General features: G+C 67.5%; 17 protein-coding genes. 8 read left to right on the top strand and 9 right to left on the bottom strand.

The features are described from left to right. The first annotated feature begins 10 nt into the window (after positions 1-10). A complete protein-coding gene (gene katG, locus ACFK0J_RS14440) occupies positions 11-2,239 on the top strand; it encodes a catalase/peroxidase HPI (protein ID WP_378740321.1) in 2,229 nt (742 codons plus the stop codon). 246 nt (positions 2,240-2,485) lie between these two features. Next, complete coding sequence (locus ACFK0J_RS14435) at positions 2,486-3,379, top strand: esterase/lipase family protein (protein WP_378740320.1); 894 nt, start codon at positions 2,486-2,488, stop codon at positions 3,377-3,379. Position 3,380: 1 nt separating this feature from the next. On the opposite strand, the gene ACFK0J_RS14430 is transcribed toward ACFK0J_RS14435, so the two are convergent. Both ACFK0J_RS14430 and ACFK0J_RS14425 read right to left on the bottom strand, forming a co-directional pair. Then, positions 3,381-4,394: a zinc-binding alcohol dehydrogenase family protein gene (locus tag ACFK0J_RS14430; RefSeq protein WP_378740318.1), complete on the bottom strand. Its 1,014-nt coding sequence runs from the start codon at positions 4,392-4,394 to the stop codon at positions 3,381-3,383. Continuing rightward, a complete protein-coding gene (locus tag ACFK0J_RS14425) occupies positions 4,394-5,038 on the bottom strand; it encodes a dTDP-4-dehydrorhamnose 3,5-epimerase family protein (protein ID WP_378740316.1) in 645 nt (214 codons plus the stop codon). Before ACFK0J_RS14425 ends, ACFK0J_RS14430 begins: the two co-directional genes overlap by 1 nt. 115 nt (positions 5,039-5,153) lie before the next feature. Between ACFK0J_RS14425 and ACFK0J_RS14420 the strand changes: the two genes are divergently transcribed. The 3 genes from ACFK0J_RS14420 to ACFK0J_RS14410 are packed head-to-tail and all read left to right on the top strand — an operon-like array spanning position 5,154 to position 8,529. Beyond that, positions 5,154-6,593, top strand: a complete 1,440-nt coding sequence (locus ACFK0J_RS14420; protein ID WP_378740313.1) for an NDP-hexose 2,3-dehydratase family protein — start codon at positions 5,154-5,156, stop codon at positions 6,591-6,593. 5 nt (positions 6,594-6,598) lie between these two features. Beyond that, a complete protein-coding gene (locus tag ACFK0J_RS14415) occupies positions 6,599-7,582 on the top strand; it encodes a Gfo/Idh/MocA family protein (RefSeq protein ID WP_378740311.1) in 984 nt (327 codons plus the stop codon). After that, positions 7,579-8,529, top strand: a complete 951-nt coding sequence (locus ACFK0J_RS14410; protein ID WP_378740309.1) for an NAD-dependent epimerase/dehydratase family protein — start codon at positions 7,579-7,581, stop codon at positions 8,527-8,529. Before ACFK0J_RS14415 ends, ACFK0J_RS14410 begins: the two co-directional genes overlap by 4 nt. Before the next feature lie 2 nt (positions 8,530-8,531). Here the strand turns inward: ACFK0J_RS14410 and ACFK0J_RS14405 are convergent, their stop codons facing one another. The 4 genes from ACFK0J_RS14405 to ACFK0J_RS14390 all read right to left on the bottom strand — a co-directional run bounded on the left by ACFK0J_RS14405 (position 8,532) and on the right by ACFK0J_RS14390 (position 12,795). Beyond that, entirely contained in the window at positions 8,532-9,137 is a 606-nt protein-coding gene (locus ACFK0J_RS14405; protein ID WP_378740307.1) for a DNA-binding response regulator, read from the bottom strand. After that, positions 9,134-10,288, bottom strand: coding sequence for a sensor histidine kinase (locus ACFK0J_RS14400; RefSeq protein ID WP_378740305.1), 1,155 nt, complete (start codon positions 10,286-10,288; stop codon positions 9,134-9,136). The genes ACFK0J_RS14405 and ACFK0J_RS14400 overlap by 4 nt, the downstream gene beginning before the upstream one ends. A gap of 257 nt (positions 10,289-10,545) precedes the next feature. Continuing rightward, entirely contained in the window at positions 10,546-11,856 is a 1,311-nt protein-coding gene (gene rfbH / locus ACFK0J_RS14395) for a lipopolysaccharide biosynthesis protein RfbH (RefSeq protein WP_378740303.1), read from the bottom strand. Positions 11,857-11,874: 18 nt separating this feature from the next. Beyond that, on the bottom strand, positions 11,875-12,795 hold the full coding sequence (locus tag ACFK0J_RS14390) for an NAD-dependent epimerase/dehydratase family protein (RefSeq protein WP_378740301.1): 921 nt from the start codon (positions 12,793-12,795) through the stop codon (positions 11,875-11,877). 120 nt (positions 12,796-12,915) lie between these two features. Here ACFK0J_RS14390 and ACFK0J_RS14385 point away from each other — a divergent pair, with 120 nt between their 5' ends. From ACFK0J_RS14385 to ACFK0J_RS14375, 3 genes are read left to right on the top strand one after another with little or no spacing between them, the layout of a single operon-like run. Beyond that, the gene (locus ACFK0J_RS14385) at positions 12,916-13,368 is read left to right on the top strand and encodes an anthrone oxygenase family protein (protein ID WP_378740299.1); all 453 of its coding nucleotides are present in this window, start codon (positions 12,916-12,918) and stop codon (positions 13,366-13,368) included. Then, the gene (locus ACFK0J_RS14380) at positions 13,368-14,408 is read left to right on the top strand and encodes a methyltransferase (RefSeq protein ID WP_378740297.1); all 1,041 of its coding nucleotides are present in this window, start codon (positions 13,368-13,370) and stop codon (positions 14,406-14,408) included. The genes ACFK0J_RS14385 and ACFK0J_RS14380 overlap by 1 nt, the downstream gene beginning before the upstream one ends. Then, on the top strand, positions 14,405-15,199 hold the full coding sequence (locus tag ACFK0J_RS14375) for a tyrosine-protein phosphatase (protein ID WP_378740295.1): 795 nt from the start codon (positions 14,405-14,407) through the stop codon (positions 15,197-15,199). Before ACFK0J_RS14380 ends, ACFK0J_RS14375 begins: the two co-directional genes overlap by 4 nt. A 9-nt stretch (positions 15,200-15,208) precedes the next feature. Here the strand turns inward: ACFK0J_RS14375 and ACFK0J_RS14370 are convergent, their stop codons facing one another. From ACFK0J_RS14370 to ACFK0J_RS14360, 3 genes are read right to left on the bottom strand one after another with little or no spacing between them, the layout of a single operon-like run. Further along, entirely contained in the window at positions 15,209-16,411 is a 1,203-nt protein-coding gene (locus ACFK0J_RS14370; protein ID WP_378740293.1) for a DegT/DnrJ/EryC1/StrS family aminotransferase, read from the bottom strand. Beyond that, positions 16,408-17,589: a glycosyltransferase gene (locus ACFK0J_RS14365; protein ID WP_378740291.1), complete on the bottom strand. Its 1,182-nt coding sequence runs from the start codon at positions 17,587-17,589 to the stop codon at positions 16,408-16,410. The genes ACFK0J_RS14370 and ACFK0J_RS14365 overlap by 4 nt, the downstream gene beginning before the upstream one ends. Then, positions 17,589-18,749 carry a nucleotide disphospho-sugar-binding domain-containing protein gene (locus ACFK0J_RS14360; RefSeq protein WP_378740288.1) on the bottom strand — a complete coding sequence of 387 codons (1,161 nt, stop codon included), beginning with the start codon at positions 18,747-18,749 and terminating at the stop codon, positions 17,589-17,591. The genes ACFK0J_RS14365 and ACFK0J_RS14360 overlap by 1 nt, the downstream gene beginning before the upstream one ends. Positions 18,750-18,757: the final 8 nt, after the last annotated feature.

Raw genomic sequence — 18,757 nt, 5'->3', positions numbered from 1 at the left:
AGGAACTGCTGTGCCTCAGGAACACCCGCCCATCGCGGAGGCGAACACGGAGCCCGCTCAAAGTGGTTGCCCCGTAACCGGTCGCCTCAAGTACCCGACCGAGGGCGGCAGCAACCGCGACTGGTGGCCGAACCAGCTCAACCTGAAGATCCTGCAGAAGAACCCCGCCGTGGCCGATCCGATGGACGAGGACTTCGACTACGCCGCGGAATTCAAGACCCTCGACCTGGACGCGGTCCGGCGCGATGTCGAAGAAGTGATGACCACCTCGCAGGACTGGTGGCCCGCCGACTTCGGCCACTACGGCCCGTTCTTCATCCGGATGGCCTGGCATGCCGCGGGCACCTACCGGATCAACGACGGCCGCGGCGGCGCCGGTGCGGGCATGCAGCGGTTCGCACCACTCAACAGCTGGCCGGACAACGCGAGCCTGGACAAGGCGCGCCGCCTGCTGTGGCCGGTCAAGCAGAAGTACGGCAAGAAGCTGTCGTGGGCCGACCTCATCGTCTTCGCGGGCAACTGCGCGCTGGAGTCGATGGGCTTCAGCACGTTCGGCTTCGGCGGTGGCCGGGTCGACCAGTGGGAACCCGAGGAGGACGTCTACTGGGGTCCGGAGCAGACCTGGCTCGGCGACGAGCGCTACACCGGCAGCCGGAGTCTCGAAAATCCCCTTGCCGCAGTGCAAATGGGTCTGATCTACGTGAATCCGGAAGGGCCCAACGGCAATCCGGATCCGCTCGCCGCGGCCAACGACATCCGGGAGACGTTCCGCCGGATGGCGATGAACGACATCGAGACCGCGGCACTGATCGTCGGCGGGCACACCTTCGGCAAGACGCACGGCGCGGGCCCGGCCGACCTCGTCGGTCCCGAGCCCGAGGCCGCTCCGCTGGAGCAGCAGGGTCTGGGCTGGCAGAGCGCCTTCGGCACCGGTGTCGGCAAGGACGCGATCACCAGCGGCCTCGAGGGCACCTGGACGCCGACCCCGATCACCTGGGACAACACCTTCGTCGAAACGCTCTACGGCTACGAGTGGGAGAAGACGAAGAGCCCCGCCGGTGCGTGGCAGTGGATTCCGAAGGACGGCGGCGGGGCGGGCACCGTGCCCGACGCGCACGACCCGTCGAAGACCCGCACGCCGGTGATGCTGACGACGGACCTGTCCATGCGGGTCGATCCGATCTACGAGCGGATCACCCGGCGCTGGCTCGACCATCCCGAGGAGCTGGCGGAGGAGTTCGCCAAGGCCTGGTTCAAGCTGACCCACCGCGATATGGGTCCCAAGGTCCGCTACCTCGGCCCGCTGGTCCCGCAGGAGACCCTGCTGTGGCAGGACCCCGTCCCCGCGGTGACGCACGACCTCATCGGGGCCGATGATATCGCCGCCCTCAAGAGCCAGATCCTGTCGTCGGGTCTGACTGTCGCGCAGCTGGTTTCGACCGCGTGGGCGGCGGCGTCGTCGTTCCGGGGCAGCGACAAGCGCGGCGGCGCCAACGGCGGGCGGATTCGCCTCGAGCCGCAGCGCGGCTGGGAGGTCAACGAGCCCGACCAGCTCACGCTGGTGCTGCCGACGCTGGAGCGGATCCAGGAGTCGTTCAATTCGGCCCAGACCGGGAACACGCGGGTCTCGTTCGCCGATCTGGTGGTGCTGGGTGGTGTCGCGGCGGTCGAGCAGGCCGCCGCAAACGCCGGGTACGACGTCGAGGTGCCGTTCACGCCCGGCCGCACGGACGCCACGCAGGAACAGACCGATGTCGAGTCCTTCGCCGCGCTCGAGCCGAGTGCCGACGGCTTCCGCAACTACCTCGCGAAGGGCAACCGGCTCTCCGCCGAGTACCTGCTGATCGACAAAGCGAATCTGCTGACCCTCAGCACTCCCGAGATGACGGTGCTGGTCGGTGGTCTGCGCGTGCTCGGCGTGAACCACAAGCAGTCACCGCACGGTGTGTTCACCTCGGCGCCCGAGTCGCTGACCAACGACTTCTTCGTGAACCTGCTCGATATGGGCACGAAGTGGGAGCCGTCGGCGGCCGACGACGGGACCTACGTCGGCACCGATCGCGGCACCGGTGCGGTCAAGTGGACGGGCAGTCGCGTCGACCTGGTCTTCGGATCCAACTCGCAGCTGCGCGCGGTGGCGGAGGTCTACGCGACCGACGATTCGAAGGAGAAGTTCGTCCGGGACTTCATCTCCGCGTGGCACAAGGTGATGAACCTCGACCGGTTCGAGCTGGTCTGATCACGACGCGGTGACCGGCCGGTCCGGCTGGTCAGCCACCCTTCCACGGCACCCCGCGAGCTCACGCAGCTCGCGGGGTGTCGTGGCATTATCGGCAGTTACGTTTACCCGATATTCGCCCAACTGGCCATTGACAGAGTCCAGCGATTTTTGCTTGCCTTGCAGCATCAGCGTTCCAGGATTCAGCGCGGAACATGGACCGCCGATATCGCGGCAGCAGTACCGTCGAATCGGAGATGAGGGCCAGTGCGTGTATCTCTTTTCAAAATTCAAGTAATCGGCCTGTGCGCGTTGGCGCTCGCTTTCGGGTCGGCGACCATCGCCTTTGCCGATAGCCCCACGGCGGTCGAGGCGTCCTCCGATGCCGATGTCGTCCCACCGCCGCCGGGCGCCAACAACTGGTCCTGCAAGCCCAGTGCCGCGCATCCTCGGCCAGTTGTGTTGGCACACGGCACTTTCGAGAATCGCTGGGACAACTGGTTCGCCCTGTCGCCGAGACTGGCGGAGGCGGGCTACTGCGTCTACGCCCTCGATTTCGGCCGCAGCCTCGGCGGCACGATTTCGGGTGTGGGGCCGTTGCGCGTTTCGGCGCAAGAGATCTCGGATTTCGTCGACCGGGTGCTCGCGGCAACCGGAGCGCAACAGGTCGATATCGTCGGCCATTCCCAGGGTGGCATGCTGCCTCGTTATTATATGAAGAACCTCGGCGGAGCGAGCAAAGTCCATACACTTGTCGGTCTCGCCCCGGACAATCACGGCACCACTTGGGGTTTGATCGGCTTGCCGATAACCTTGGCGCCACCGGTAACCAACGCGGTGTGCCCGGCATGCACGGAACAACTGCCCTCGTCGGATTTCATCCAACAGCTCAATAGCGGTGGCGAAACGCTGCCCGGTGTCAGATATACGGTGATCGCCTCCAAGTTCGACGAGTTCGCGACGCCATACACCACCGCGTTCCTCGACGGCCCCGACGTCGACAACATCACGCTGCAAGATCTCTGCCCCGGCAACTTTTCCGAGCACATGACGATGCCCGCCGACCCCGTCACGATCCAGCTGGTGCTCAACGCCCTCGACCCTGCGCACCAGGCCCCGATCCCGTGCGGTTTCGGTACCGGATCGGCGCAGATCAGCTAGTTCAGATCGCGAAGACGATCTTGCCGGTGGTACTCGCGCTGAGCATCGCGCGCACGCCGACTATCGCGTCCCGCAAGGCGAATTCGTGCGCGATGGTCGGGCGCAGGCCCGTGCGGACCAGGAAGGCCAGCAGCGCGGACAGGTCTTCTGCGGTGCCCATGCCGGAGCCGACCAGGCGATGCTCGGCGAAGACCAGGGTGTGCAGTGCCCGCGCGGCCGCCACGGAGTCGAACGCCGTGATGGCGCCCGCGCGGTAACCCGAGCAGACGATGGGTGCGCCGGGCCGCAATGCCTCGATCGGCCACCACCAGTCCGCGATGTCGATACCGGCGTCGAACGCGGCGTCCAGGTCGGGCGGCAGGGGCTCGTCGGCAGTCGTGACCACGGTCGCGCCGCTGCGCAACGCCAACGCGTGATCGGCGGCATCGGCACGCACGCAGACCTCGATGCCCGCCGCGGCGGCCAACGCGATCAGCGCCGTCGCGATGCTGCCGAGGCCACGCCGCCCGCGCACCACGATGGTCTGGCTCGGTCGAATATCGGCCGTGGTGAACAGCATTCGATAGGCCGTCAGCCATGCCGTCGGCAGGCACGCGGCCTCGGCGAAGGACAGTTCGGGCGGCTTTGGCACCGCGTTGCGGAGCGGGATCGTCGCGTAGCCCGCGAATGTGCCCTGATGGTTGGCACCGAGCACCCCGCGATCCGGGTCGCGGGCTTCCGGTCCGGCCCAGTCGGCCGAACCGACCGACGCGTGCACCACCACCTCGGAACCGTCGGCGAGAGTGCCCGCGCCGTCGTTGCCGAGAATCAGCGGATAGGCCTGCGACGGGACGCCGACACCGCGCAGGGTCGCGATATCGCGCATATTCAGCGACGCGGCGCGCATTCGCACCGTCGTCCAGCCCGGTGGCGGTTCCGGATGCGGCCGTTCACCGAACCGCAGCGCGGCGAGTGGGTCGGCGGGGTCGGGGCGCTGGCAGTAGACGGCGTCCATCGCGGCGGTGTCCTCCGGCATCATTGCGGCCTGTAGCGCGGCAGCATGTCCTGAGCCAGCAGTTCGGCCAGCGTCGGTGCGGCGCGGTCGTTCTCGGAAAGGATCGGGTCGAAGCCGGTGGTCAGCGGTATGCCCAGGTGCGGATCGAGCACGTTGACCGCGAGCTCGCTGCCGGGCGTGTACAGCGTCGAACACTGATAGAGCACACAAGTGTGCTCGGCGGTGGCCACGAACGCGTGGCCGACACCGGGGCCGAGATAGACGCTCGCCGACGTCTCGTCATCGAGTGCGACCATCTCGAAACGCCCGAAGGTCGGTGAGCCGACCCGCAGATCGACGGCGATATCGATCATCGAGCCGCGCACGCAGGTCACGATCTTCGATTGCCCCGGCGCCCGCGCCACCACGTGGATGCCACGGATCACACCGCGGTGCGAGACCGAGACGTTCACCTGCTCGAGGCGCACCGGGTAACCGGTGATCTCTTCGAGAACGTCTGTCCGCGTGAGCTCCTGGAACCGACCGCGCGGGTCCGCGAACCGCCGGGACCGCAGCAGGTAGACGTCCGGCATGCCGAGCTCGGTCGCGACGATGGTCGCCGGGCGCGGTGCGCTCGGCGGTTCGGCGCCCGGTCGCCGCACCGTGTCACTGTCTGCGTGGTGCATGCGGCGAGGTTAGGGTGGCGCACTAGAGGATCTGTCCGGTCCCGCTCCACTCGCGGCGGCGGTGGTCCCATCCGCGTCCCAGTGGTTCTCGAAGACCCCAGCCGACCCTGTGCCCATGGGGAAAGCGGCACAGATCGAGCATCAGTCGGTTGCGACGATCAATGACGAGCTGGCCTGGCGGTTCGCTCGCTCGGCCGCGGTCACCGCGACGTCGCTGTGTTCGGTCGCCGGGTTCCGGGACTGGTTCGCCGCGTGCCGCCGCACCGAACAGCTCACGGTAGACCGGATACCGTTCACCGAGCTCGTCGGGTGGGAGTTCGACGACGACGGCAATCTGCGCCATCACAGCGGCCGGTTCTTCACCATCGAGGGGCTGGACGTGCGTACCGATTTCGGGTTCGTCGAACACTGGCAGCAGCCGATCATCAATCAGCCGGAGATCGGCGTGCTGGGCATTGTCGTCAAGGAATTCGACGGGGTGCTGCATTTCCTGATGCAGGCCAAGGCCGAACCGGGCAATATCGGCGGCGTCCAGTTGTCGCCGACCGTGCAGGCGACCCGCAGCAATTACCTGCGCGTGCACCAGGGGCGGCCGGTGCCCTACCTGGAACACTTCCTCGACGCGAAACCCGATGCGGTCCTGGTCGATGTGCTGCAATCCGAGCAGGGCGCGTGGTTTCTGCGCAAACGCAATCGGAACATGGTCGTGGAGGCCACCGGCCCGGTCCCGACGATGCCCGGCTTCTGCTGGCTCACCCTCGGGGTCATCCGAGAATTGCTGCGGCAGGACAACACCGTCAACATGGACGCCCGCACCGTGCTGGCGTGTGTGCCGTGGCGGATCGATGCGGCGCGGGCCGAACGGGGCGACGAGTTCACCCGCGCGCTGGCCCGCGGGCTCGATCCCAGCGCGGCGGCCCGGCACGGCACGGCCGAAATCCTGCACTGGCTCACCGATCTCAAGTCCCGGCACGAACTGCGCCAACGACTCATGCCGCTGGCCGAGGTGGCCGACTGGCGACGTGGACCGAACGAGATCACCCATGTCGGCGGCAAGTACTTCCGGGTGGTCGCCGCCCGGGTGAGCGCGGGGCAGCGGGAGGTCGACTCGTGGACCCAGCCGCTGCTCGCTCCGGTCGGCCAGGGCGTAGCCGTCTTCCTGGCCATGGTGATCGATGGCGTGCTGCATCTGTTGGTCAACGCCAAATTGGAGGCCGGGGTGCTCGATGTCGCGGAACTGGCGCCCTCGGTGCAGTGTCAACCGGCGAATCATCATGATCTGCCCGCGCATCGGCAACCGACGTTCCTGCGCGAGGTGATCGGCGGCGCCCTCGGCGTGGTGCGCTACAGCGGGTTGCAATCAGAGGAGGGCGGGCGGTTCCAGCACGCCGACAATCTCTACCAGATCCGCCTGCTCACCGCGGATTTCCCGATTGCCGAGCCACCCGGGTTCCGGTGGATGACACCGGCCCAGATCACCAATCTGCTCATCCACAGCAACTACGCGAATGTGCAGGCCAGAAGCCTGATGGCCTGTCTGCTGGCGAGTTGGTGAGGCCGATGCTGCGGTGGGGCATTCTGGGGACCGCGCGGATCGCCGAGCGGCGGATGCTGCCCGCGTTGCTGCGCCATCCGGCCGCCGAACCGGTGGCGATCGGCAGCCGCGATCCGGTGCGCGCGGCGCACTGGGCGGACCGGCACGGGTTGCCCAATTCCGGCGGATACCAGCAGGTGCTCGCGGACGACACGGTGGACGCGGTCTATCTGCCGCTGCCGAACGCCTTGCACGCCACCTGGATCGAGCAGGCGCTGCTCGCGGGCAAGGACGTGCTCGTCGAGAAGCCGATGCTGTCGCCCTGCTCCGACGGTTCCGAAATAGCCACGGCGCACGGCCTTTTCGACCTCGCCGCGCAGCAAGGACGCACACTCATGGAATGCATGACCTTTCCCCGGCACCGGCAGCACGCCGCGGTGCGCGAGCTGGTCGAATCCGGCGCGATCGGGCGAATCCGCCAGCTAACCGTGCGTTTCACCATCCCGGAGCTGGCCCCCGACGATATCCGCTACCGCGCGGATCTGGGTGGTGGCGCACTCGCCGACCTCGGTTGCTACGCGCTCCGGGCCGCACTGTTCTACCTGGGTCCTGAGCTGCGGGTCGAGCATTCGCGGTTGCGCCGTAGCGCACGCTTTCCCGGTGTCGATTCCGCGGACTCGGTGCGACTGAGCAATCCCGATGGCGCGCAAGCGGATCTGGAATTCGCGATCGGCGCGCCCTACCGGTGCGAGTACCACCTCACCGGCACCGAGGGCAGCCTGTCGGTGGAGCGGGCGTTCACCCTGCCGCACGATCACGCGCCGCGGGTACACCTCGATCGCGCGGGCGAGATACGACAGCTCGACCTGGCTCCCGACGATCAGTTCGGCAATACCCTGACGGAGTTCACCGACGCGCACGAAAGCGGAGACCTCGGAAAGCTCAGCGCCGAAGCGACATTGCAAACCATGGCCTTGGCCGCGGCCGTGCTGGGTGTGGGGTCGCGATGACCGATTCCGTACCGGACATCGCCATCGTGTTCGGCGGCACCGGCTTCGTCGGTAGGCATATCGTCACCGCGTTGCGGGACAACGGATATCGGGTCATCACGGTGTCGAGCCGAGCCGCGACCGAGGCGGATCACAGTTCGCTCGACCTCGACACCGAGGATGCTCGACCGCTGACCGCGCTACTGCGCCACCACCATCCGACGCTGGTGGTGAACGCGGCCGGTTCGTACTGGGGTCTGGACGAACCGCAGCTTTACCGATCGTTCGTCACCGCCACCGCCACCATCCTCACCGCACTGGCGGCACTCCCCGACCAGCGCCCACGGTACGTACACCTGGGCAGCGTGATGGAGTACGGCCCGCTGCCGCCGGCGGGACGGGTCGATGAGTCCGTGCCGACCGAACCCGAATCCCCCTACGGCCGAACGAAATTAGCTGCGACGAGGCTGGTCCAGGCGGCGCGCGCCCGCGGTGCGGTAGACGGCATCGTCCTGCGGGCGACCAACAGTATCGGCCCCGGCGTGCACACCGGCAGCCTGATCGGGAAGGTCGGCTCGGCTCTCGCCGAAAACCGCACCGGCCGCGCACGTATCGAACTGTCACCCCTTGCCGCGTACCGCGACTACATCGACGTACGCGACCTGGCCGACGCAGTACTCGCGGCGGCGCGCTCACAAACCACCGCCGATGTGGTGAATATCGGCCGGGGCCAGGCCTTCTCGGTACGCGAGCTGGTCGACCGCCTGGTCGCCATCAGCGAGGTACCCGCCGACATCATCGAATCCCCCGCCGCCCCCACCGCCCCCGGCACCAGCTCCATCTGGCTCGAAGTCGCCACCGAAACCGCCGAGCGAACCCTCGGCTGGCAAGTCACCCGCACCATCGACCAAGCGCTACACGACTACTGGCGAACCCTCTCCCGCCGACCCGGCAGCGTCGCCCGCTGATCTCACAGCCACCCGTTGTCTTCGGCGAAGCGGATGGCCTCGATGCGGTTGCGGGAACCGGTCTTTGCGATCGCGGCGGTGATGTAGTTGCTGACCGTGCTGACCGACAGGTGCAGGTGCGCGGCGATCTCGGCGACGGTGTCGTGGGAACGGGCGGCGACCAGGACATCGCGTTCCCGCTCGGTCAGCGGGTTGTGTCCCACCGACATCGCGGCCCGCAATTGCTGGTCGTCGATCAGCATGCGCCCGGCCATCACTTCCCGGATCGCCTGCGCGATATCGCCGACCGGCGTGTTCTTGGTGAGGTAGGCGCGCACTCCGGCCTCCAGTGCGCGCCGCACGTAGCCGGGGCGTTCGAAGGTGGTCAGGATCATGACCAATGGCGGCTCGGCCTGCTCGGCCAGTTCTTCCGCCAAGGCGAGCCCGCTCTCGCCACCCATTTCGATGTCCAGCAGCACGACATCGGGACGGGTCTGTTCGAATACCTCGGTCGCGCCGTCCCCGGAGCCGAGGTCGGCGACCACGGTGAGATCGGGCTCCAGTTCGAGCAGCGTGCGAATGGCGTCACGCAACGTTGCCTGGTCCTCGACGAGCGCCACACGGATCATGCCGATGATTCTGCCGGTCGCGCGGCGGGCAGCGGCACCGATACCGCCAGCCGGTAGCTGCCGTCGGCGGTCGGCCCCGCGGTCACTGTGCCGCCCAGTTCCGCGGCCCGCTCCGCCAAACCGGTCAGCCCGTGCCCGCCACCGGTGGACGCGCGCCCGAACTGTTCGTCGTTGTCCACGGTCAACTCGACCGCGGGCGGCGTGGTGGACACCCGGACGGTGATGGCGCACCGGCTCGCGTCGGCATGCCGCAGCACATTGGTCACCGCTTCGCGCACCGCCCAGCCGAGCAGTGTGTCCACCCGCTGATCCCACACCCGTTCCGGCACGGTCACCGTCAGCCCGCCGCGCAGCAGACCGAGACTGTGCCTGGCTCGCTCCAGCTCGTCGGCGAGGGTGGTGGTCCGATACCCGCGCACCGCCTCCTGCACCTCGAGCATGGCCTGGCGTCCCACCTGCTGCACATCGGCGGCGGCCGCGGCGGCGGTATCCGGATCGGTATGCGCGAGCCGTTGCGCCACTTCCGCTTTCACCAGCATCGTGGCCAGGCTGTTGCCCAGCAGATCATGCAGATCGCGGGCAATCCGCAGACGTTCGTCGCCGACCGCGGCGGCGGCCATCGCCTGCCGGGTGGTGCGCGATTGGACGATCTCCAGCAGCAGCCGACCACGCAGCACGGCGATCATGCCAGCCCCGAGCACCGCGATCGCGACATCGCCCTGCCCGAAAATCACCCATGCCGTCGCACAGACGAACACCACACCCAGTATCGAACCGAGCACCAGCGGCAGCAGATTGACGCACGCCACCGCGGTCAGCATCAGCGTGACCGCCCACGAGGTGCCGAAAGCAGCGGATCCCGCGCCCGCGACCACGGTCATGGCCGCCAGCAGTCCGATGCGGAAGCCCATCGGACGGTCTGCCATATCCGACTGGCTCCAGACGAACAGCGCCCCGAACACCGCGACGACGCAAACCGCCGGCACCAGACGGCCGACCGGCAACGTGGTGGCATTCCACAACGGCAGGGCCAGCGCGACCAGCAACACATACAGCCCGCCCGGCCCGGTGTCACCGACGCCGACACCCAGATTCCAGATCCGGCGGCGTACCCGGACGATCACCACCTTCGCGCGATCAATCGGTCGCATGCGCCGAATCTACCGGGATCGAGCGCCGCCCCAGGCGACCGGTAGGAGAAAACTCCGATCCGATTGCAGACCTTCCTCTGTTGTCCAGGACCGGGCGCCACACCGATACTTTCCGAGGTAGCCGACATTGTCCAGCGGAAGGTACGAATATGAGTGGACCGATGCAAGGGCTTATCCTCGCCATTATCCTGATCACCCTGTTCATCATTTCCCAGATCATTCAGCGGCGTCGTAAGCGGGACCGCAAGGACTGAGCGTCAACTGATCCGATCGACCGGCCGGAGCGCGAATTCCCGGATGACACTGACGACGTAATCGATCATCTCGTCGGTCAATCCGGGATACACGCCCACCCAGAAGGTCCGTTCGGTCACAATGTCGCTATTGGTCAGCGGGTCGGCGATCCGATGCGGGATCCGCCGGAAAGCGGGCTGGCGCAACAAGTTTCCGGCGAACAGGAATCTGGTCTGGATGTTGCGCGCGAGCAGGAACTGCACGATTTCCCGCCGGTCGAACGGTGCGTCCTCGGCCACGGTCAGCACGAAGCCGAACCAGCTGGGGTCGCTGCCCGGCGTCGCCCGCGGCAGCAACAGCCATGGCACGTCGGCCAGTCCCTCGCGCAGTCGAGTCCAGTTGCGCCGCCGGGCGGCGACGAACTCCGGTAATTTGCGCAGTTGACTCAGGCCGAGCCCGGCCTGGATATCGGTGGTCTTCAAGTTGTATCCGATATGCGAGAACACGTATTTGTGGTCGTAGCCCGGCGGCAGCGTGCCGAAATTCTGATCGAATCGTTTGTGGCACCGGTTGTCCTCCCCCGGCTCGCACCAGCAGTCCCTGCCCCAATCGCGCATCGATTCGGCGACTTTCGCCAGCGCCAGATTGTCGGTGAGCAGGCAGCCGCCCTCACCCATGGTCAGGTGATGCGCGGGATAGAAGCTGACCGTCGCGAAATCGCCGAAGGTGCCGGTGGTCTGCCCCTGATAGGTGGACAGCACCGCGTCGCAGTTGTCCTCGATCAGGAACAGATCGTGCGCGGCGGCGAGTTCGGCGATCTCGGCCACCGGGAACGGGTTGCCGAGCGTATGCGCCATCATGATCGCCCTGGTGCGCGGGCCGATGGCGGCGCGTACCCGGTCCACCGTGGTGTTGTAGGTGCCCAGTTCGATATCGACGAACACCGGCACCAGGCCGTGCTGCAGGATCGGGGTGACCGTGGTCGGGAAGCTGGTCGCGACGGTGATCACCTCGTCGCCCGGCCGTAGCGCCCGCTCCTCGAATTCGGGGGCGGTCAGCGTCGCGACGGCCAGCAGATTCGCCGAGGAACCCGAGTTGGTCAGATGCGCCCGGCGCACCCCGATGGCCTGCGCGAACAACCGCTCGAACCGCAACGCGGTGGCACCGGAGGCGATGCGCAACTCCATTGCCTGCTCCACCAGGGCGACCCGGTCCTCGGCGTCCAGCACCGCCCCCGAGCTGAAGATGGGCGTCACGCCCGGCTCGAACGTCGCGGGCCGCCGACGCTGATGCAGTTCACGCACCAATTCCAGAACGGCGTCATCCGCCGGCATCCGCTCACCATGCACGAATCAGTTGTTACCCGTACCGGTTCGAGCCTCGCTGGTGTAGCGCCATAGCTCGCGCAACGCGTCGTCGAGATCGAAGCGCGGTGACCACCCCCACTGGCGATACGCCTTCTCGATCGAGATCGACGGCGCACCGTTGGGGGTCGCCCGCGGCGAACCCGGGCCTTCGGCGCTGACCACTCGCACCGGCAGGGCACTGAGCTCGACCAACCGCTGCACGGCGTACTCGACCGGCACCCGAACGCCCGAGGCGACATTGACGATGTCGACGGCGCCCCCGGCACCCCGAGCCAGCCAGTGATCGGCCGCGAGCACCGCCGCACCCAGATCACGCAGGTCGAGCACGTCGACCGTGCCACGTAACGGCGGCAGCTCCAGGATGCTCGGCGCGGCCGGGCTCGTGACCGGTTCGGCCAGCCGATGCGCCACCGAGCCGAGCAGACTCGCGCGCGGGGCGCGCGGCCCGACCACCGTCGAGCAGCGCAGCACCACGCCGCGACCGCGCCACCGGGTCAGGCATTCGGTAGCGGCGAGCTTGCCGCGACCGTAGGCCGATTGCGGGCGCGGCGTCGCGGCTTCGTCCACACTCCGGCCGCGCGGCACGGCCCCGTACTCGTACACCGAGCCGAGCTGCACGATCGGCACCGGTCGGTCCATCGCGTCGATGGCGTCCAGGAGTCGTTGCACCAGAACGATATTGGCGATCTCCATCTCCTGATCCGTGGCCTGCCACAGCGCACCGGCCGCGTTGACCACGAGATCGGCACCCGCCAGCAGTCTGGTCAGTGCCGCGACCGGCCGGGTCAGGACGTCGAATTCGGCGCGGCCCACCGAAATCACCGCGACACCGTGCGCTGTGAGTATCCGGCCGATCCCGCCGCCGAGATACCCGGTGCCGCCGATGAGTACTGCCGTCCGCGCCACCGCTGTCCTCCGCTCCCTGGGTGCGCTGATCGTCGCGACCGCGGATCGAGAACGATCGGAGCGCGAATCCAGCGCCGCTCGATGCGGCCCTGTCAGGGTGAGACCCGGAAGGGAGAATCCGTGGTCGGGGTTGTGGCGACAGTGGTAGTGCTGATCGGCAACGGTGTACTGGCCGGTGTGCTGGTGGCGGTGGCGATCGGGTTGGTCCCGGTGTTCACCGCGTTGCCCGCGCCGGATTACATTCGGGTGCACACGCTGGCCGGGCGCTACTTCGACCGGATCATGCCGCCGCTGGTGCTGTGCAGTATCGGCGCGGACGTCGTGCTCGTGGTCGACACCGATTCGGCGGCTACCCGGCCACTGTTCGCCTTGGCGGCGCTGGCGCAACTCGGTGTTTCCCTGGTTTCGCAGTTCGGCAATGTGCCGCTCAATCAGCAGACGCGCGCCACCGATCCGGCGGACATCCCGCCGAGATGGGACGATCCGCGGACGCGCTGGCGCGCCCTGCACACCTTAAGGACGGTGTTCGCCCTGGTCGGACTGTTCGCCAATGCGATCGCGGTGGCCGTGTGATGACCGTGCCCACGCTCCGCGACGCCGCCGACATCAAACAACTGGCCAATGCCTTCTGTCATGCCAAGCTGCTGTTGACCGCGCACGAAGTCGGTGTCTTCGGCTGGCTCGCGGCCAACGGGCCCGCCGATGCGGACCGGATCGCGGCGGGCACCGGCCTGCATCCGCGCGGCGTCGGCGACCTGCTGCGCGGCTTGGCGCTGCTCGACCTGCTCGTGGAAGACGAAGCGGGATATCGTAATTCGCCGATCGTCAGGCAAACCTTGGTACCCGGCGCACCCGAATACCTCGGCGGGTTCCTGCGCCGCGCCGATCACATGTTGTATCCGACCTGGGGATCGCTCGCCGAGGCGCTGCGCACGGGTCGACCGCAGGCGACCGGGGCCGGAGCCGACGCGTTCCGGCGGATGCTGGCGGATCCGGGGCAGCGGGCGCAATACCTGAGGATGATGGATTCGGCCTCTACCCCGGTCGCGCATCGGCTGGCCGAGGTGTTCGACTGGTCCCGGTATCGCACCGTCGCCGATATCGGCGGCTGCCGCGGCAACCTGGCGGGCATCCTGCTCCGCCACCATTCCGGCCTGCGCGCAACGGTTTTCGATCTCGCCCCGATGGGACCGGAGCTGACCGCCCACCTGTCCGCGCAGGGCGTCGCCGACCGGGCCGAGTTCGTAGCGGGTGATTTCTTCACCGACACCCTGCCGAGCGCCGACGTGCTCATCCTCGGCCACGTCCTGCACAACTGGTCGAGCGCCGAACGAGCGAAGTTGGTGGCCAAAGCGTTTCAGGCGGTGCGACCGGGCGGTGCGCTGCTCATCTACGACGCGATGTACACCGGAAGTACCGATGATCTGGCACGAGTGCTGGTGAGCATCAACATGCTGCTGGTCACCGAGGGCGGATCGGAATATCCGGTGGCCGAGGCCGTCGACTGGCTGGCCGCCGCGGGCTGCACCAGCCACGAAACCGTGCCGCTCGGCTCCGCCGACACCTTACTGATCGCCCACAAACCAGCTACCGGAGCAGGAACGAACCGATGACCGCGTACGCCCCACACCGAGCGCCGCTGGATCGGCGAAAGTTATTGCGCCTGGCGGCAACCGCGGGACTCGCCGCTGCGCTCGGTTCGGCCGCGCGCACCCCCGCGGCCGTCGCCCAGCCTGGTTCGTTCATCGACATCTCGCTGAACATGCGTGATATCGGCGGCTATCCGACCGATAGCGGTAGTCGCATCGTCACCGGAGCGGTATATCGCTGTGCCGCATTGTCGCAACTGTCCGACCAACAGTTCGCGGTATTGACCCGGCTACGCCCGCACCACGTCGCCGACCTGCGTTCGACCCAGTCGCGCGCCATCCACGGCCCCGACCGGTTGCCGCCCGGCGCCACACCGATCATCGCCCCCGTCGGCGATCCGGATCCAGCGCCGTTGAGATCCCCACTCAGCCAACCGAATTCCGACACCATCGCCGAGTTCCGCAGTTACGTGACCTCCCCGTCGAACCGAGCGGCCTTCGGTCAGGTGCTGAACACGCTGTCGGACAGCGGGCGAGCGGGTTATCTCTACCACTGCAACTCCGGCACCTATGTCACCGGCTGGACAACGGCCACCCTGATGACGCTGCTCGGCGTCGCCCGCCAGGATGTGGACGCCGAATTCCTGCTGTCCAACCAGGCCTACGGCAGCACGGTCGCGCGCACCGAATACCTGGACGCGGCCTTCGACCAGATCCGCGTCTCGTACCAGAGCTTCGAGAACTACCTCAGCGACGGACTACGCGTCACTCAGTCGACGCTCCACCGTTTGCATGACATTCTGCTGACCCGCTGACTGTTCTCGTCACGCCGCTCGTCCGGTCCGCGCGAGAGCGTCACGGATGGCGTAGCCGTGCTCGGCGATCACGCCGAGTAGACCGCAGATGCGGTCGATCTGGCCGGGTTCGAGATCCACTCCGGTCGGCAGGACGAAGGTGTCGCGGGCGACCCGATCGGTGCCGGGGAAGGCCCGGTCGGTTTGATAGGGCTCCATCCGATGGCAGCCCGGATAGAAATATCTTCTGGTGTAAACATTTTCGGCGGTGAGCACGGCGAGCAGATCATCGCGGGACAATCCGATCCGATCGATATCGCAATCCACGACCGCGTACTGGTAGTTGCTACGTTCGGATTCGTCGATGTCGAGCAGGGAGAGCCCCGCGATGCCGCTCATGCCCTGCCGATACCGGTGATAGTTCTCCCGATTGCGCGCCACGAAGTAGTCCATCGAGTCCAGCGAGGTCAGTCCCATGGCGGCGGCGGCCTCGCTCATCTTCGCGTTGGTGCCGACCTCCGCGATGTCATCGCCGCCGGAAATCCCGAAATTTCGTAGCCGCGCGGCGGTTTCGGCGATCTCCCGATCATTGGTGACCAGGGCGCCGCCCTCGAAGGTGTTCACGAATTTGGTGGAGTGGAAGCTGAACACCTCGGCCGTGCCGAACCCGCCGATCGGCCGACCCGCGTAGCCGCAGCCGAACGCGTGCGCCGAGTCGTAGATCAGGGCGAGGCCGAACCGGTCGGCCAACTCCTGCATGGTCTCCAGCGCACGCGGCCTACCCCAGATGTGTACGCCGAGAATGCCGGTCGTGCGGGCGGTGATGGCCTGTTCGACACTGCGCGGGTCGGCGCTGCCGGTCAGCGGATCGACATCACAGAACACCGGTTTCAGCCCGAGCCAGGCCGCCGCGTGTGCGGTCGCGGCGAAAGTGAAGGCGGGAACGATGATTTCGCCGCGCAGCCCGGCTGCCCGCAGGGCCAGTTGGAGGGCGGAGGTGGCGTTGCAGGTCGCCACGCAGTAGCGGGTGCCCGCCGCCTCGGCGACCCGGCGTTCGAACTCCCGGCTCAATTCGCCGCCGTTGGACAGCCATTTCGCGTCCAGCATCCGGTCGAGCCGGTCGAACAGCACGGCCCGATTGCCGATATTGGGCCTGCCGAAGAGCACCGGGGTGTCGAATGCGGGTGTGCCGCCGAAGATCGCGAGTTCGGACCCGCTCCACTTACTCGTCACAGCAGTGCCTCCAGATCGTCGAGCAGCACATCCACCCCGGGCAGGGCATGGATCCGGCGTTGCAGCCTGCGTGCCGAGCGGCGGAAGTTCGGGTCGGTCAGTGTTCGAGCGCAGGCCTGCGCCACGGTGTCGGCCGAAAACTGTTCCAACGGAACGACGGCCGTGGTCCCGGTCGCCTCGGCCTGTGCGGCATTGTGCCGATGGTCATCGAGCACCGGGATATTGACCATCGGCACGCCGAGCCGCATGGCTTCCTTCATGCTGTTCAATCCGCCGTGGGTGACGAACAGGTCGGCGCCCTCCAACATCAGCGGCTGGTCCACGAAGTCGACCAGCCGGACGTTCGGCGGCAGTTCGCCGTAGGCATCGGTGCTGCCGCCCGCGCCGACCGCGAGCACCGCGGTGCAGTCGACCCGGCCCAACGCCTCGATCACCGTGCGCACGAAAGTATCCGCGCCGGGCAACCCATAGACGACAGTGCCGAAACCGGCGAAGACGAACGGCTGCGTCGAGTCGAGTTCGGCCAGCCAGTCCGGCAGCCGGTCGCTCTGGAAACCGGCGTTCGGGTGGCGGTAGCAGCGGGTGTTCGGCAGGATCATCTCCGCCGCCGAGTACTGCGGTGGCAGGAAATTGGCATGCAGATAGTGGTAGAGCCGCGCACCGGACGGGTCGGGCGGCAGGCCGAACCGCGCCCGGCCTTCATCCAGCCGTACCGCGATTTCGGCGCCTGCCATCGCCTCGACACCACCGAACGACGCGATCGAGACGTGCGGTATGCCGAGTACTTCCGCGGCCAGGTAGCCGCCGAGTTCATCCAGTTCGCGAATGACCAGGTCCGGCCGCCAGTCCTCGGCGATCGCCAGCAGATCCGCACAAGTGGCCTGCCCCATGTGACCGGCGAAGCCCTTCGACATTCTGCGCCCGAGCACCCGGAACACCTCGGCGGCGGCGAGGAAGTCCAATTCGCGCAGGTTCGCGGGCAGCCAATTCGCCACCTCGGCGCGCCAGTCGTAACCACCGACCAGATGCGGCAGCCCGTACGCGGCGATCTCCGCTGCTTGCGGCCGGGGTGCGAGCACGGCGACCTCGTGGCCGCGGACGCGCGCGGCCCTGGCGATCGGCACCAGCGGACGCAGGTGTCCGCTGGCGGGCTGGGTGGTGAAGACGATGCGGGCCATCACCGCGCTCCGGCCAGGTCCGCCAACGCGCCGACCACCGCACCGACCGGCGGCTGTGCCCGCATCTCGTCGCGCAGCCGGTGCGCCTGACCGCGAAACTCGGTGTCCGCCAGCAACTGCCGTACCTCCGTACGTACCGCGTCCGGTTCGAGGGTGCCGCCGAACAACCAGCGGCACGCGCCCGCCTCGGCGAGCTGTTCGGCATTGGCCACGTGATCGGTGAACAGCGGCGTGAGCAATTGCGGCAGACCGTAGAACAGCGCCGTCATCAGCGCTCCGCCGCCACCCTGGTGGATGACCAGCGCGCAGTCCGCGAGCAGCAGATGTAGCGGCGTCGGCCCGAGGAAGGTCACCGACTCGCCCTCGGCGAAGCTCGGGGCGGCGCCCGGATCCATCAGCGCCACCACCTCCACGTCGAGTCCCGCCAGTCCGGCCAGCACGTGCTCCGCGAACGGGATGGTGCGTCCGGCAAGCTGTTCGACCGCACTGCTGCCCAACACACAGACTCGTGGCCGTCGCGGCGGCGGCAGTCCGACATCGGCGGCCGCCGCCGGACCGTTGTAGGGGGCGAAGCGGATCGGCAGGGTGTCCACCCCGGTGTCGAACTGCAAGGAGGCCGGGCACGGGTCGACGGTGACCGTGCCCAGCGTCTCGACGCTGTCCAAGCCGAGTTCCGCGCACAGTTCGCGCAGTGCGAGCGGCTCGAATTCCCTTGTCCGATGGGTGTAGTCGATACCCCAGAGGTGGCGGACCGCTGGAATGCCGAGCACCGCCGCGACGAGTGGACCCGCGTAGGTGGTCGGGTCGAACACGATCAGATCCGGTCGCCAACCGCGCGCGAAGTCGAGCAGCGGGCCGACCGATCGCTGCGCGATCACCCGGTAGGTCGCGACATTGCCCGCGCCCCAGTGCCGGATATCGCTCCAGCGCACCGGTTCCGGTCGATCCACCAGCCAGGTGAAGTACTTACCGGCCTGTGCGCGAAGATCCACATCCTCGCCGACGGCGACAGCGGTCAGCCCGGTCGCCCGGATCGCGGGCACCAATCCGGCCGAACTGGCCACCACTACCTCGTGACCGCTCGTGCGCAGACCCCAGCAGAGTTGCACCAGCGGGGTCAGGTGGGACTGCCACGCCCAGGTGCAGACGATGACGCGCATATGCGGCC

The sequence above is a fragment of the Nocardia brasiliensis genome, assembly GCF_042691675.1.
Lineage (GTDB): Bacteria > Actinomycetota > Actinomycetes > Mycobacteriales > Mycobacteriaceae > Nocardia > Nocardia brasiliensis_D.
Note: the sequence above shows the minus strand (reverse complement) of the source record. Positions and strands in the feature narration are given on the sequence as shown.

Bases quoted from the DNA above. Each gene is read 5' to 3' on its own strand.
- ACFK0J_RS14430 (WP_378740318.1), bottom strand. From the start codon at position 4,394: ATGCCGGAGGACACCGCCGCGATGGACGCCGTCTACTGCCAGCGCCCC.
- ACFK0J_RS14425 (WP_378740316.1), bottom strand. From the start codon at position 5,038: ATGCACCACGCAGACAGTGACACGGTGCGGCGACCGGGCGCCGAACCG.
- ACFK0J_RS14420 (WP_378740313.1), top strand. From the start codon at position 5,154: ATGGGGAAAGCGGCACAGATCGAGCATCAGTCGGTTGCGACGATCAAT.
- ACFK0J_RS14415 (WP_378740311.1), top strand. From the start codon at position 6,599: ATGCTGCGGTGGGGCATTCTGGGGACCGCGCGGATCGCCGAGCGGCGG.
- ACFK0J_RS14410 (WP_378740309.1), top strand. From the start codon at position 7,579: ATGACCGATTCCGTACCGGACATCGCCATCGTGTTCGGCGGCACCGGC.
- ACFK0J_RS14405 (WP_378740307.1), bottom strand. From the start codon at position 9,137: ATGATCCGTGTGGCGCTCGTCGAGGACCAGGCAACGTTGCGTGACGCC.
- ACFK0J_RS14400 (WP_378740305.1), bottom strand. From the start codon at position 10,288: ATGCGACCGATTGATCGCGCGAAGGTGGTGATCGTCCGGGTACGCCGC.
- rfbH (WP_378740303.1), bottom strand. From the start codon at position 11,856: ATGCCGGCGGATGACGCCGTTCTGGAATTGGTGCGTGAACTGCATCAG.
- ACFK0J_RS14380 (WP_378740297.1), top strand. From the start codon at position 13,368: ATGACCGTGCCCACGCTCCGCGACGCCGCCGACATCAAACAACTGGCC.
- ACFK0J_RS14375 (WP_378740295.1), top strand. From the start codon at position 14,405: ATGACCGCGTACGCCCCACACCGAGCGCCGCTGGATCGGCGAAAGTTA.
- ACFK0J_RS14365 (WP_378740291.1), bottom strand. From the start codon at position 17,589: ATGGCCCGCATCGTCTTCACCACCCAGCCCGCCAGCGGACACCTGCGT.
- ACFK0J_RS14360 (WP_378740288.1), bottom strand. From the start codon at position 18,749: ATGCGCGTCATCGTCTGCACCTGGGCGTGGCAGTCCCACCTGACCCCG.